Origin of the sequence: Pedobacter cryoconitis (assembly GCF_003259615.1) — a bacterium.
In the GTDB taxonomy this organism is placed as follows: Bacteria; Bacteroidota; Bacteroidia; order Sphingobacteriales; family Sphingobacteriaceae; genus Pedobacter; species Pedobacter cryoconitis.
This window is the reverse complement of record NZ_QLLR01000004.1, coordinates 23,478-38,699: the sequence shown is the minus strand read 5'-3', so window position 1 is coordinate 38,699 and position 15,222 is coordinate 23,478. Positions and strand designations below refer to the sequence as shown.

The window sequence follows — 15,222 nt, the reverse complement described above, 5'->3', positions numbered from 1 at the left end:
TCTGAAACCAATATTTTAGAAGCCGCCAGGGTCAAACCTGGCGGCTTTTTTTGTGCTCTTTTTTTTCCTTGGATTCTACCTTTATATTCTTTAGCTTTGTTATGCAAGCATAGTAATTAATGAAACAACAGGAAACAATAGATTATTTATTGAAAGTAGTTTGGCAGAACATGTCTAACACGTATAACCAGATCGCATCAGGCTTTGGAATCACACAAGCGATTGGTTATGTGTTGATTAATATCGATAAAGACGGTACAGCAGTCTCGCAGCTTGCAGGATTGCTTGGCGTAAAGGCGACCAGCTTATCCAGGATGCTAAACAATATGGAAGAATCCGGGTTAATATACAGGGAAGCCTCCTCTGGAGATAAAAGATCCGTGAAAGTCTTTCTGACAGACTTCGGCCGTGAGAAGCGGCAAGTGGCAAAAAGCGTTGTCCGCTCTTTCAATGAATACCTGAATGATCATTTGAGTGTACCAGAAAAGAACAACCTGGTACAAAGCTTACAGAAATTAAATAAACTCACTTTAGGATATACAGTAACTACAGGAAATGATGAACAAAAAGATAAATAAAGTAGCGGTATTAGGCTCCGGTATCATGGGCTCACGCATTGCTTGTCACTTTGCGAATATAGGTGTAGAAGTATTGTTGTTAGACATCGCACCCAAAGAACTCAGCCCTGAGGAAATAGTCAAAGGGTTGACGCTGGAAAATCCGGCAGTTCAGAACCGGATTGTGAATGCAGCTTTGCAAAATGCCATTAAAACTAATCCTTCCCCGGTTTATACCAAAAAAGTAGTCCACAAGATTACCACGGGTAACTTCGAGGCTGACATGTCCAAAATTGCCGGTGTAGACTGGATTATTGAGGTGGTAGTTGAAAATCTTGATATTAAGAAAAAAGTATTTGAACAGGTGGAGCAGTTCCGTAAACCCGGAACCTTAATTACTTCCAATACTTCTGGTATCCCTATACATTTAATGACCGAAGGAAGAAGCGACGATTTTAAGGCTAATTTCTGCGGAACACACTTTTTTAATCCACCGCGTTATCTGCGTTTACTGGAAATTATTCCTACCCCGGATACCAAACCTGAGCTGGTAGATTTCTTAATGCACTATGGAGATAAGTTTTTAGGTAAAACAACGGTTTTATGTAAAGATACTCCTGCATTCATCGCCAACAGAGTAGGTGTATATTCTATGATGGCTTTACTGCACCTGGTAGAGAAATTGGATTTAACGGTAGAAGAAGTTGATAAGTTTACCGGACCTGCGCTGGGCAGACCGAAATCAGCTACTTTCCGTACTTCTGATGTCGTAGGTTTAGATACTATGATTAAAGTGTCAAAAGGGCTGTATGATAATTGCCCTGATGATAAAGCCCACGATTTATTTAAGCTTCCTGATTATGTAGTTAAAATGGAAGCCAATAAATGGTTAGGAGATAAAACCAAACAAGGTTTCTATAAAAAAACAAAAACTGCTGACGGTAAAACAGAAATTTTAGCACTTGATTTAAAGACACTGGAATACCGCGTACAGCAAAAAGTTAAGTCTGCTACACTGGAACTGACCAAACCCATCGAAAACGTCAGAGACAGGATGAAAGTTTTTGCAGCAGGTAAGGATAAAGCGGCAGAAGTATTCAGACATTCTTTCTTTGGCTTGTTTGAATATGTATCTGACAGGATTCCTGAAATTTCAGACGAACTTTACAGAATTGATGATGCCTTGCGTGCGGGATTCGGATGGGACTTAGGTCCGTTTGAAGTCTGGGACGCTGTAGGTATCAGGGAATCACTGGAAGGCATGAAAAAATATGGACATGAGGCTGCCGCCTGGGTTCATGAAATGCTTGCCGCTGGTCATACTACTTTTTACAAGGTAGAAGATGGCGTTAAAAAATATTACGATATTCCTTCTAAGAGTTATAAAGCATTACCAGGTGCAGATTCATTTATTATCCTGGATAACATCCGTACTACTAAAACAATCTGGAAGAACGCGGGTGCTTCTATCCTCGATTTAGGAGACGGAATCCTGAATGTGGAATTCCATTCTAAAATGAATACCATCGGCGGGGATACCCTTCAGGCTATTAACAAAGCCATAGACCTGGCAGAAAAAGAGTACAGAGGTGTAGTGATTGGTAATGACGGTGCTAACTTCTCGGCAGGTGCAAATGTTGGAATGATCTTCATGATGGCTGTAGAGCAGGAGTGGGATGAGTTGAACATGGCCATCAGGGCTTTCCAGAATACTTCGATGCGGATCAGGTATTCTTCTATTCCGGTTGTAGTTGCTCCGCATAACCTGACTTTGGGTGGTGGATGTGAATTTAGTTTACATGCAGACCATGTACAGCTGAATGCAGAAACTTATATGGGACTGGTTGAATTTGGAGTAGGTGTGATCCCTGGAGGAGGCGGTACCAAAGAATTCGCCCTTCGCGCTTCTGATGAGTATAAAGATGACCAGATTGTTCAAAATGTACTGAAAGATCGTTTCCTGACTATAGGAATGGCCAAGGTTTCGACTTCTGCACTGGAAGCTTATGAATTAGGTTACCTGCAAAAAGATAAGTTCTCTGTTTCTATGAACCGCAGCAGACTGATTGCTGATGCTAAAGCAAAAGCAATTGAGCTGGCAGATGCTGGCTATACACAACCTGTGAAAAGAAAAGATATCAGGGTACTGGGTAAACAAGGACTGGGAATCGTATATGCAGGTGCAAATACGATGTATTCAGGGCACTATATTTCTGAACATGATAAAAAGATCTCGGAAAAACTGGGTTATGTAATGTGTGGTGGTGATTTATCGGCTCCAACAGAAGTAACTGAGCAGTATTTACTGGATCTGGAAAGAGAAGCTTTCTTATCACTTTGCGGTGAGCGGAAGACTTTAGAAAGGATTCAGAGTATTGTGACCAAGGGGAAACCACTTCGTAACTAACCAGAGGATTTAAAGATAATATAAGGTTTAACAGCAAAGGATCAGCAGGATTTATTCCGCTGAGATTTTTCTTAACTACATCAAAAAATGCAAGAAGCATATATCATAGCAGGTTTACGTACAGCAGTGGGCAAAGCACCACGTGGCGTATTTCGTTTTACCAGGGCCGATGATCTGGCTGCTGAAGTCATCAAACAACTGGTAGCCTCAGTTCCGAATCTGGATAAAGATCAAATAGATGATGTTATCGTTGGGAATGCAACTCCGGAAGCAGAACAAGGATTAAATATAGGCCGTATGATTTCCCTGATGGGATTGGATACGGTTAAAGTTCCGGGTGTAACCTTAAACAGGTATTGTGCATCAGGATTGGATACCATAGCGACTGCAGTTGCTAAAATTAAAAGTGGAATGGCAGACTGCATTATCGCCGGTGGTGTTGAAGTGATGTCTGGTATGCCTTTCGGGGGATGGAAAGTAGTCCCTAATTTTGAAGTCGCTAAAAAGAACCCGGACTGGTACTGGGGAATGGGACTTACTGCCGAAGCTGTAGCCAATGAATATAAGGTAAGCAGAGAGGATCAGGATGAATTCGCTTTCAAATCGAATATGAAAGCAGTGGAGGCGATAAAGAACGGACATTTAAAAGCCGGAGTAGCACCAATTACAGTGACTGAAAATTATCTGGACGGTCAGATGAAAAAGAAGACCAGAAGTTATGTCGTGGATACCGATGAGGGACCTCGTGCGGATACTTCTCTGGATAAATTAGCTAAGCTTAAACCTGTTTTCGCCGCTGATGGAAGTGTAACTGCTGGTAACTCTTCTCAGACTTCGGATGGTGCAGCTTTTGTGATCGTCGTTTCTGAAAGTAAACTGAAAGAATTGGGTGTTGAACCGATTGCCCGCCTGGTAAGTTATGGTGTGGTTGGTGTACCGCCAAGGATTATGGGTATAGGCCCGATTGAAGCAATTCCCCTGGCTTTAAAGAAAGCAGGGCTGACTTTAGAGCAAATGGACTTAATAGAGCTGAATGAAGCTTTTGCTTCTCAGTCATTAGCCGTAGTCAGAACTTTGGGTATCAACCAGGATGTGGTGAACGTGAACGGTGGTGCGATTGCTTTAGGGCACCCGCTGGGCTGTACAGGAGCCAAACTTTCTGTACAATTGTTCCATGAGCTGAAACGCAGAAATGGTAAATACGGAATGGTAACGATGTGTGTGGGTAGTGGACAAGGTGCTGCTGGTATTTTTGAACTTCTTTAGCGGCTGAGGTCAGCGCTTTATTATAAAATATAAAAATGAAACTCCGGGGAGATCCCGGCAGCTTCAACAACAAAGAATATGGAAACTACAGACAAAACAAAAGTAAAAGGTGGCGAGTTCCTGATTAAGGAAACCACATACCAGGATGTATTTATTCCTGAAGAATTTGATGAAGAACAGCAAATGATTGCACAGACCTGCAGAGATTTTCTAGCAGCAGAAGTGTACCCGAACCTGGATCGCATCGATAAAATGGAAGAAGGCCTGATGGCTTCCTTAGTAACTAAAGCAGGCGAATTGGGGTTGCTGGGTGTTTCTATTCCAGAAGAGTACGGTGGTTTCGGTAAAAACTTTAATACTTCTATGCTGGTTGCTGATGTAATTGGTGCCGGTCATTCCTTTGCAGTTGCTATTTCTGCACATACAGGTATTGGTACTTTGCCTATTCTATATTATGGAAATGAAGAGCAGAAAGCAAAATATATCCCAAAATTGGGTTCAGGTGAATGGAAAGCAGCTTACTGTTTAACAGAGCCGAATTCAGGATCAGACGCAAATTCTGGGAAGACTAAAGCGAAGTTATCAGCAGATGGTAAACATTATGTGATTAACGGGCAGAAAATGTGGATCACCAATGGTGGTTTCGCTGACATCTTTATAGTATTCGCAAAAATAGATGACGATAAAAACCTGACTGCATTTATTGTAGAGCGTGAGTTTGGTGGGGTGACCATGAACCCTGAAGAGCATAAAATGGGGATTAAAGGATCTTCAACACGTCAGGTGTTTTTCAACGACTGTGCAGTTCCTGTAGAAAACATGCTTTCAGAACGCGAAAACGGATTTAAGATCGCTGTTAATATTTTAAATATTGGCCGTATTAAATTGGCTGCTGCTGCTGTCGGAGCTTCTAAAGCGGTGATCAGTACAGCAATTAATTATTCAAACGAGCGTATCCAGTTTGAACGCCCGATTTCAAAGTATGGTGCTATCCGTTATAAGATTGCTGAAATGGCAACTAAAGTTTATGCGGTAGAATCTGCTAATTACCGTGCAGGTCAGAATATTGACGATGCTTATGAAGCATTGGTTGCTGGCGGTATGGATAAAAGTAAGGCTAAACTAAAATCTACAGAGCAGTTTGCAGTGGAATGTGCCATCCTTAAAGTATGGGGTTCTGAGGCACTGGATTATGTAGTAGATGAAGGTGTTCAGATCTATGGTGGAATGGGCTTCTCGGCCGATGCCCCAATGGACAGGGCTTACCGTGATGCAAGGATCAACAGGATTTTCGAAGGAACCAACGAAATCAACAGACTATTGACTGTTGACATGATGTTGAAAAGAGCAATGAAAGGTGAATTGGACTTAATGACTCCGGCTACTGCTGTAGCAGCTGAATTAATGTCTATTCCTGATTTCGCAGAACAGGATGATACCCTTTTCGCAGCGGAGAAAAAAATCATTCAAAACCTGAAAAAAGCAACCTTAATGGTTGCCGGCGCAGCCGTTCAGAAGTTAATGATGAGCCTTTCTAAAGAGCAGGAAATTCTGATGAACATTGCAGATATGGCGAGTTATGTTTATGTAGCGGAGTCAGTAATGTTAAGAACAGAGAAACTGGTTAGTTTAAGAGGTGCTGAAGCTTGCCAGGGACAGTTGAACATGATGCGCATTTACTTTGTAGAGGCAGTTGATGCTTTGCAAAAAGCTGGAAAAGAAGCTTTATGGGCTTTTGCTGAAGGTGATGAACAACGTATGATGTTAGTGGGACTAAAAAGATTTACTAAAGTGGAACCATTTAATGTAAAAGACGCGCGTCAGCAGGTTGCACAACAACTGATTGCTGAGAATAAATATTGCTTTTAATTATTGTTTTTAATACAAAAGAGGCCGGGTCATCGCAAATGATCCGGCCTCTTTTTTGTGATAATTGTTAAAATTGGTTAAATATTGTACCATCCCTAATAAAAGACTATTTTTGTGCAATATGTTTAAAAGCAAAACTTTGTTAGTGTTGATAATCGCCGCTTGTTCCTTCGCAGCCTGTAAAACAGCTCCTGCCTATGATAAAGTTGCGCAATTAGCCATTGATGAGGATTTGATTAAGATATATATAGATTCAGTTAATGCTACAGGGATAGAGGCAAACAAGATAACAGCGACAAGGACTTCTGATGGCATGTATTATCAGATTTATGATGCTGGAAAAGGTAGCGCGGTTTATGATCCTACAGATGTTATTAAAATACGTTATACCGGAAGTACGATCAAACAGCAGTTATATGATATGACTCCGATAGTAACTGACGATCTTTTGCCAACATTTAGTTTTAGCTCAGCTATAGAGGGCTGGCAAAAAGGACTCAGATTAATCCAGCCGGGCGGGCATATCAGGTTAATTATACCTTCCACAATGGCTTACCAAAACAGAATAGTTCCTGCAGCACAGCAAACTAACAGATTACCTTCTTTTCTGCCTGCAAATTCTATATTAGATTTCGACATCCAATTAATCGAAGTAAAAAAATTCGTACCAATAGTCCAAACAAATTAAAAATAATGCTTAAAAAGTTATCACAATTTACTCTTGCCTTGATTGGCTTAACCGTTCTTTTTAGTTCTTGTAAAAAGACTTATGATTCTATCCAGGTGGTAGACGGCAAGAAAATACAGGATTATATTACCGCCAATAACCTGACTGTTATTGAAGATTCATTGAAAACTGGTTATTACTACCAGATTCTGAATCCTGGAACCGGCACTGCGCTTTACTCAACCAGTGACTCTGTGTTATATAATCTTTCGGTAAAAGGACTGGAGAATGGTACAGTGTACTGGGCTTCTTCTTTAAACGGAAATTTTGGCACACTGGGGGGCTATACCAATGTATTGTCGCCTGTTGACAATACTATTTTCGCAACAGTAGGAGTGACTGCCATACGTGATGTTATTTTAAGACTTAAACCAGGTGGCTCTGCAAGAATTCTGCTTCCATCTTACCTTGTGTATGGAAAAAATGGTTCAGGAACTGTTCCTTCGAATGAAAATATTGACATGACAATAACTACAGCACCTGAGAAATCACAGATTGCTTTGGATGACCGTGTTATCAATGATATTATTAAAAAGAATAGCCTGACGATGATCAAAGATCCTTCAAGGGTTTATTATAGTATTTCAACTCCAGGTACTGGTACCGATAAAATCTCACTGAGCTCTACAGTGATTGCAAATTATACCTTAAGGTTTGCTGATGGAACTGTATCTCAGACTAATGTTGATGGTACTTTCAGTGCTGTTTTAGGGAATTTAGGAGTTAGAGGCTGGGGTGATGTGATTCCTGGAAAATTAACTGCAGGTGGTAAGATTCGTCTTCTTATTCCTTCTGATCGTGGTTATGGTCCGGTTGGGATTCCGCCATCTTTACCTAAAAATGCCGTATTGGACTTTGATATTGAAATTGTCAGTGTAACGAATTAAGCGCAATAAATAATATAAACAGAAAATCCCTGCTAAGCTTCAAAACTTAGCAGGGATTTTCTGTTTATAGGATGTTTTTAACTGTTTAAAGCTTCTTTAAATACTTTGAGAATTCGTTCTCTCGCAAAAACATGGTCAACTATAGGTTGACTGTGCTTTTCTTGTTTATACTCAGGTGCCCAACGGTAGATATACTTATTTTCCGGATCAAATTTCTTTGCTTGCAGCTCTGGATTGAATACTCTGAAATAAGGAGCTGCATCATTACCGCAACCACAGGCCCATTGCCATCCGCCAACATTACTGGCCAGTTCATAATCCAATAACTTCTCTGCGAAATAAGCCTCTCCCCAGCGCCAGTCAATCAACAGGTGTTTGGTCAGGAAACTTCCTACAATCATTCGGACCCGGTTGTGCATATAACCCGTTTGATTCAGCTGATTCATTCCTGCATCTACAATAGGGTAACCTGTCTTACCGTTTTTCCAGGCTTCAAAATCCTGTTCCCTGTTCAGCCATTTAATTTGGTCGTAGGCTGGTTTAAAGGATTGTGTGGTAATATGAGGAAACTGAGATAAAATCATCATGTAAAAATCTCTCCAGGCCAGCTCTGATAACCATTTGTCAGCACCCGCGTGTAAGGCTTTCGCTGCTGCTGCTCTGATACTGACCGTTCCAAATCTTAAATGGATGCCCAAATGGGTGGTTGCGTCGTCTGCAGGGAAATCTCTCCGTTGCTCATAAGCAGCTAATTTATCCTCAAAACTGGTTGAAGGAAATTGCAGCGTTGATTCTTCAAAGCCTAAAGTGCTTAATTCAGGAAAAGCATGGGGCTGAGTTTGCAGCAGATTTTTATGATATTTTTCTACTGGGTAAGCTTTAAGATAAAAATCTTTCAGCTTCATTTTCCATTGACGGAAATAAGGGGTGAAAACGGTATAAGGCTTTCCATCAGCTTTTACGATTTCCTTTTTCTCAAAGACTACCTGGTCTTTAAAGGTTTTAAAATCAATAGATTCCGAACGGAGGTATTCTGCTAAAGTATCGTCGCGTTCCGTCGCATAAGGCTCGTAATCATGATTGGCATAAACAGATTTTACCGTATAAGTTTTCAGCAATTCCGGCCAGATTTCTTCTGGCGTGCCATACTTAATGAGGATAGAAGACCCTTTTTGCTGCAATTCGGCTTCCAGCTCCTTTAATTTACGGTAGATAAAAGTTACCCTGGCATCCTTCGGATCATTTAAGTCATCCAGGATATGGCGATCGAATATAAAGAGCAGTAAAACCGGGATACCTTCTTTTAAGGCATGGTATAAAGCCGCATGATCTTTTAACCTTAAATCTCTTCTTAACCAGCAAATATTAACCTCTGTTTTCATGAGCCGTAAATATCGGATAAAGCTTGTTCCAGTTGGGTATATTTGAAAATAAATCCACTGGATTCTATTTTATGCGCTGTGGTATGGGTACTATTCAGGACCAGTGAACTCATTTCCCCTAAAATGAGCTGCAATATTTTCTCAGGAACACTAAACGGCCATACAGGCCGATGTAATTGTTTAGCAATAGCTTTGGTCATTTGTTTATTAGTGACAGGAACAGGTGCGGTAGCATTGTATGCGCCTGTTAATAACTCATTATCCAGTGCATGGAGATAAATGCGGGTCATATCCTGATAATGAATCCACGGCACCCATTGCTTTCCGCTTCCCAAAGGAGCTCCTGCAAATAGTTTGATCGGTGTGGCCATGGCCTTTAGTGCGCCATCATTTTTGGCCAGCACAACACCAGTTCTGATTTTTACGATTCTCAGCTTCAGCTGCTGCCCCTGGTCTATGGCTTTTTCCCATTGAATACAGCAATCTGCGAGGAAATTATGGCCCGGCTTACTTTCTTCTGTCAGTATTTCATCCGCACGGTTACCGTAATACCCAATAGCAGCGGCGGAAATAAAGTTTTTAATTTGGTTCGGATTAGTGGCTATGGTTTTAAACAGCAATTGTGTAGAAAGAACCCGGCTGTCAATAATTTCTTTTTTGCGCTGCTCAGTCCATTTTCCTTTGGATATATTTTCGCCAGCAAGATGAATAATACTATCCACGCCTTCCAGGCAGGCCGCATCAATTTTCTGCTTTTCGACATCCCATAAAAAGACTTTTACCTGGTCAATTTGATGCGGCTTCCGGGAAAGGATAGAAACCTTATTTCCCCGCTTTAAAAGCGTTTGAATTAAATCTTTACCGAGCATGCCGGTTGCACCTGTGAGTAAAATATGCTGGTTCATGTAGGATTAACTTTAATACTAATGGTTTTGTTTCTGAGAAAGTAGTTTAAACGTGATTTTAGGCTAAACTTTTGTTGCGCTTATGTAAATATTACTTTGTGCATTAGATGTTAGGATAAAAATGGTATATTTTTGGAGATTACAACAAAACTTTAGTCTAAATAAATGGAATCTCGGAAAATACTCGTCTGGTTTAGAAATGATTTGCGGTTACATGACAATGAAATGTTAGTAGAAGCGATCAGTAAGTCCGATAGTATTCTGCCAGTTTATTTTTTTGATCCGCGCCATTTCGAATGTACAACTGAAGAAGAAAGCAAATCGGTGCACAACAGGTTTCAATTTTTGGCAGAAAGCGTTTTTGCTTTGCGCGAGTCACTGATCAAACTGGGTGGTAATCTTTTAGTAATCTGTGGTACTCCTGAAGATCATATTTCAGCACTTGCTGAACAATATGAAATTGCAGAGGTTTATCACCATAGAGAAGTCGCAACAGAAGAAACTACAGTTTCTTCTAATGTGGAAGACTTGCTGTGGAAATTGAGAATAAACCTGAAACACTTTATTGGGCATACCCTTTACAATAAAGAAGATCTTCCGTTCCCTATTAAAGATATTCCTGATGTTTTTTCCCAGTTTAAGAAAAAGACAGAAAGGGATGCGATCGTAAAAGATTGTTTTCTTTCTCCTGAACAGATTAATTTTGTAGTGGCCGAAGAATGGGGAGAGTTACCGACATGTGGCGGGGCTTTCACAACCAGTTTGTCAGGTGGAGAGCAGGAAGGCATAAAACATTTACAAGAATTATTTGCAGCCGGTTCTGAAATTTATACCCGGAGCAGCAAAGCACAGGCTGCCCAGCATAGTTTTACCTCTAAATTATCGCCATGGCTTGCTGTAGGTGCTTTATCTCCAAGAAAAGTTTATTGGGCAGTGAAAGAGGCCGAACAAAAATTCGGGGCTAACAGTCATTTCACGCAATTGATATTGGGCTTATTGTGGAGAGATTTCTTCAGGTTTATGTTTAAAAAGCATAGTGTGGATTACTTCAAGGATATTGTAGAAATGAAGGAATTCCCGCAAACTGAAGAATATGTTCAGCGTTTGCAGCAGTGGAAGGATGGAAATACAGGCAACCCTGTTGTTGATCAGCACATGAGCGAACTGAATCAGTCTGGTTTTATTACCCATACCGGCCGTTTATTGGTGGCTACTTACCTGATTTATATCTTAAAATTAAATTGGATAGACGGAGCTGGCTATTTTGAGCAAAAACTAATTGATTATTCACCAGCCAGTAATTGGGGCAACTGGGCTTATGTAGCCGGAGGTGGAAAAGATACACGTTCTAAAAATGCGTTTGACCTGGATAAACAAATTAAATTACTGGATATAGAGGTTCAGGATATTCAGTAAAAAAAGGACGGAGGTTAAACAAAAAAAATATTTAAAACATTTTTTGTTTAACAACGTTATCACATATAAGTGAAAAGATTCTCAATCAGTGATATAGAAAGCTTAATAGGCATAAAAGCACATACAATCAGGGCATGGGAGGCCAGATATAACCTGGTGCCCCCAAAAAGAACTGCTACGAATATCAGATATTACGAGGAGGAAGACCTGAAACATCTGCTTAATATTGTGACTTTGAATGAAAAAGGCTACAAGATAAGCCGCATTGCAAAAATGGATAAGGTTCAGATCAATGACCTTGTGATGCAGTTACAAGCAGATTATAACAATGATACAGTACAAGTGTTGCATCTTTCTGATGCCACTTTAAAATATGACGAAATTGCCTTTGCTGAAATTCTTTCTGGTTGCATTGAGGAATTAGGACTTGTCAATACCATGGATCTTGTACTTTTCCCCTTTATGAAGAAGGTAGGAATGTTATGGCAGACTGGTGCTATAGATCCCTCACATGAACATTTTGCTTCCAATCTGATCAGAGACAGGATGATTGTAGAGATTGATAAGCTGGTCAAGCCGGAGAGAAAAGATGCTAAAAGGTTTCTTTTATTTCTCCCGGAAGCCGAAATGCACGAAACAGGTTTACTGTTTGCCCGCTATTTACTCAAACGATGCGGGATGGATACGCTGTACCTCGGACAGGAAATCCCATATAGTGATCTGAAAAAAGTAATTTTACATTATAAACCTGATTACGCTTTTATTGTCCTTACTTCCTTGAATCTTGGAAAAGACATCAACAAAATATTGACTAAGGTGTTGGACCATATGGATGTGCCTCTGCTGGTTGCGGGTAGTTTAATCTCTGAATTTGACATACTTCTTGACGATCGGCTGACACCACTTAAAAAGGTTTGTGAAATCGTAGAATTTCTTGATGATTTATAGCTGTTTTTAAAGGTAAAATCCTAATTTTGCCATACTTATACCAATTCTTAAACAATGGATAATTTATCTTATCTCAACGGCGCAAATGCCGAATACATCGATTCTATTTATCAAGCTTATAAAGAAGATCCTAATGCGGTTGAATTCGGCTGGCAAAAGTTTTTTGAAGGGTTTGATTTTGGAAGAGGAGCGGATGCTGGCGTAGCCGGTGAAGCAACTCCCGAACATTTTTTAAAAGAAGTGAGTGTCTTAAATCTGATCAATGGTTATCGCCAGCGCGGTCATTTGTTTACCCAAACAAACCCGGTAAGAGAAAGACGGCATCATTTACCAACACTTGATATTGAAAACTTTGGTTTGAGTCAGACTGACCTGGACACAATTTTCAACTCGAGCGTAGAACTTGGTATTGGTGCGGCCAAACTAAGCGATATTGTAACCTTCCTGAAAAGAACTTACTGCAGGTCTATTGGTGCCGAATATAAATTCGTCCGTACACCTGAAGTATTAGGCTGGATTGAAAATAAGATGGAGAGTGTTCAAAACACCCCGAATTTTTCAATTGAAGAGAAAAGAAGAATCCTTAAAAAGTTAAATGAAGCAGTAAGCTTTGAAAACTTCCTGGGCACTAAATTTCTTGGTCAGAAGAGATTCTCTTTAGAAGGAGCTGAGGCTTTAATTCCTGCACTGGATTCAGTTATTGAAAAAGGTTCTGCAATGGGGATTGAAGAGTTTGTAATTGGTATGGCACACAGAGGGCGTTTGAACGTTCTTGCCAATATCATGCAAAAAACTTACAAAGATATCTTTGCTGAATTTGAAGGTAAAGGTTACAGCGCGGAGTCTCCTTTTGGAGGTGATGTAAAGTACCACCTTGGTTATTCTACGGATGTAACTACGAATGACGGAAAAAACGTCCATTTAAGTTTATGTCCTAACCCGTCTCACCTGGAAACAGTAAATGGTGTGGTTGAAGGAATGACACGTTCTAAAATCGATTTCAAATACGGTGGTGATGATTCACGTATTGCGCCTATCCTTATTCATGGTGACGCTTCAGTTGCCGGACAGGGTATCGTTTACGAAGTTATTCAAATGGCTGGTCTGGATGGTTATAAAACCGGTGGTACAATTCACCTGGTAATTAACAATCAGATTGGTTTTACTACAAATTATAAAGACGGCCGTACCAGTACCTATTGTACAGATATTGCTAAAGTAACGCTTTCACCTGTTTTCCATGTAAATGGGGATGATGTGGAAGCTTTGGTTTATGCGATTAACCTGGCAATGGAATACCGTCAGAAATATAAAAATGATGTTTTCATCGATATTCTGTGTTACCGCAGGTTCGGTCATAATGAAGCGGATGAGCCTAAGTTCACCCAGCCTTTATTATACAAAAGCATCGAGCAGCATGCTAATCCAAGAGATATTTATATCAAACAACTGATTGGTGAAGGTAAACTGGAAGCCAGCCTGGCAAAAGAAATGGAAGTTGAATTCCGTGGTATTTTACAGGAGCGGTTAAATGAAGCTAAAGAAGTTACTTCTACTTATAAAGGGGTGAAGTTTGCTGGTGCATGGTCAGACATGAGAATTGCCAGTGCAGAAGATTTCGTTACTTCTCCGGATACGTCTGTTAAAAAGACTACTTTATTAGAGATTGCAAAAAGAATCAGCACTTTACCTTCAGATAAGAAGTTCTTCAAGAAAATTGAGAAACTATTTGCTGAGCGTAATAAAATGGCTACTTCAAGTCATGTTTTTGACTGGGCAATGGGTGAGCAATTAGCTTATGCAACTTTGCTTACTGAAGGCAAGAGAGTTCGTTTAAGCGGACAGGATGTGGAGCGTGGTACGTTCTCACACCGTCATGCTGTTTTAACTTTAGAAGATTCTGAAGAGGAATATATCCCTTTAAGCAACCTTTCTGATCAGCAGGCTCCATTTGATATTTACAATTCACATTTATCAGAGTATGGTGTTTTAGGTTTTGAATATGGTTATGCAATGGCAAATCCGAATGCGTTAACCATTTGGGAAGCACAGTTTGGCGATTTTTTCAATGGGGCGCAAATTGTTGTGGATCAGTATATCGCAAGTGCGGAAACAAAATGGCAGCGTGAAAACGGATTAGTGATGTTATTGCCTCATGGTTATGAAGGACAGGGACCTGAGCACTCTTCTGCAAGGATTGAGCGTTTTATGGAACTTTGTGCGGATTACAATATGCAGGTAACCAATTGTACTACACCTGCTAACTTCTTCCACGCTATCCGTCGTCAGTTTAAACGTGATTTCAGAAAGCCATTGATCGTTTTCACTCCTAAAAGCTTATTGCGTCATCCGTTATGTGTTTCAAAACTATCTGAATTTACTGATGGTAAATTCCAGGAAGTGATCAATGATGCAAACGTGAAGGCTAATGAGGTAGACAGGGTGTTGTTCTGCAGTGGTAAAATTTACTACGAATTGTTAGAGAAACAACAGAAAGAAGAGATCAAAAATGTTGCTATTGTTCGTGTTGAGCAGTTATATCCTACGCCATTGAAACAAATGGAAGCAGTTTATAAAGGTTATAAAAATGCGAAAGAAGCGATATGGGTTCAGGAAGAGCCTGAAAATATGGGTGCATGGCCTTATTTGTTGCGTAAAACAAGAAAGACAGTATTCAGTGATATTGAAGTGATTTCAAGAAAAGAAAGCAGCAGTACTGCAACTGGATTTGCGAAACAGCATGCGGATGAGCAAGCTTATATCCTGGCAAAATCTTTTGCAGCACCTGTAACTGAGGTGGATCATAAAATTGCTAAGAAATCAGTGAGTAAAGCATATAACGTAGATTAGGAAAATAT

11 protein-coding genes are annotated in these 15,222 nt (G+C 40.2%); 9 read left to right on the top strand and 2 right to left on the bottom strand.

Going from position 1 to position 15,222, the window contains the following annotated elements:
- Positions 1-119 precede the first annotated feature (119 nt).
- The 6 genes from LY11_RS06650 to LY11_RS06625 all read left to right on the top strand — a co-directional run bounded on the left by LY11_RS06650 (position 120) and on the right by LY11_RS06625 (position 7,713).
- Positions 120-578 (top strand): MarR family winged helix-turn-helix transcriptional regulator, encoded by a 459-nt coding sequence (locus LY11_RS06650; RefSeq protein ID WP_111632946.1) that lies wholly within the window; start codon positions 120-122, stop codon positions 576-578.
- Positions 559-2,964 (top strand): 3-hydroxyacyl-CoA dehydrogenase/enoyl-CoA hydratase family protein, encoded by a 2,406-nt coding sequence (locus tag LY11_RS06645; RefSeq protein ID WP_211321504.1) that lies wholly within the window; start codon positions 559-561, stop codon positions 2,962-2,964. The genes LY11_RS06650 and LY11_RS06645 overlap by 20 nt, the downstream gene beginning before the upstream one ends.
- A gap of 87 nt (positions 2,965-3,051) precedes the next feature.
- Positions 3,052-4,230, top strand: coding sequence for an acetyl-CoA C-acyltransferase (locus LY11_RS06640; protein WP_111632944.1), 1,179 nt, complete (start codon positions 3,052-3,054; stop codon positions 4,228-4,230).
- Positions 4,231-4,308: 78 nt separating this feature from the next.
- Positions 4,309-6,099: an acyl-CoA dehydrogenase family protein gene (locus LY11_RS06635; RefSeq protein ID WP_111632943.1), complete on the top strand. Its 1,791-nt coding sequence runs from the start codon at positions 4,309-4,311 to the stop codon at positions 6,097-6,099.
- Between the two features lie 145 nt (positions 6,100-6,244).
- On the top strand, positions 6,245-6,787 hold the full coding sequence (locus tag LY11_RS06630; RefSeq protein WP_170132642.1) for an FKBP-type peptidyl-prolyl cis-trans isomerase: 543 nt from the start codon (positions 6,245-6,247) through the stop codon (positions 6,785-6,787).
- 5 nt (positions 6,788-6,792) lie between these two features.
- Positions 6,793-7,713 carry an FKBP-type peptidyl-prolyl cis-trans isomerase gene (locus LY11_RS06625; protein ID WP_111632941.1) on the top strand — a complete coding sequence of 307 codons (921 nt, stop codon included), beginning with the start codon at positions 6,793-6,795 and terminating at the stop codon, positions 7,711-7,713.
- Positions 7,714-7,790: 77 nt separating this feature from the next.
- Here LY11_RS06625 and LY11_RS06620 read toward each other — a convergent pair whose 3' ends face one another.
- Together LY11_RS06620 and LY11_RS06615 are read right to left on the bottom strand one after the other, a co-directional pair.
- On the bottom strand, positions 7,791-9,095 hold the full coding sequence (locus LY11_RS06620; protein ID WP_111632940.1) for a cryptochrome/photolyase family protein: 1,305 nt from the start codon (positions 9,093-9,095) through the stop codon (positions 7,791-7,793).
- Positions 9,092-10,000: a TIGR01777 family oxidoreductase gene (locus tag LY11_RS06615; protein ID WP_111632939.1), complete on the bottom strand. Its 909-nt coding sequence runs from the start codon at positions 9,998-10,000 to the stop codon at positions 9,092-9,094. Before LY11_RS06615 ends, LY11_RS06620 begins: the two co-directional genes overlap by 4 nt.
- A gap of 165 nt (positions 10,001-10,165) precedes the next feature.
- Here LY11_RS06615 and LY11_RS06610 point away from each other — a divergent pair, with 165 nt between their 5' ends.
- The 3 genes from LY11_RS06610 (at position 10,166) to LY11_RS06600 (ending at position 15,214) form a co-directional block, all read left to right on the top strand.
- Positions 10,166-11,416, top strand: coding sequence for a DASH family cryptochrome (locus LY11_RS06610; protein ID WP_111632938.1), 1,251 nt, complete (start codon positions 10,166-10,168; stop codon positions 11,414-11,416).
- 69 nt (positions 11,417-11,485) lie between these two features.
- Complete coding sequence (locus LY11_RS06605; RefSeq protein ID WP_111632937.1) at positions 11,486-12,364, top strand: MerR family transcriptional regulator; 879 nt, start codon at positions 11,486-11,488, stop codon at positions 12,362-12,364.
- Positions 12,365-12,418: 54 nt separating this feature from the next.
- Positions 12,419-15,214: a 2-oxoglutarate dehydrogenase E1 component gene (locus LY11_RS06600; RefSeq protein WP_111632936.1), complete on the top strand. Its 2,796-nt coding sequence runs from the start codon at positions 12,419-12,421 to the stop codon at positions 15,212-15,214.
- Positions 15,215-15,222: the final 8 nt, after the last annotated feature.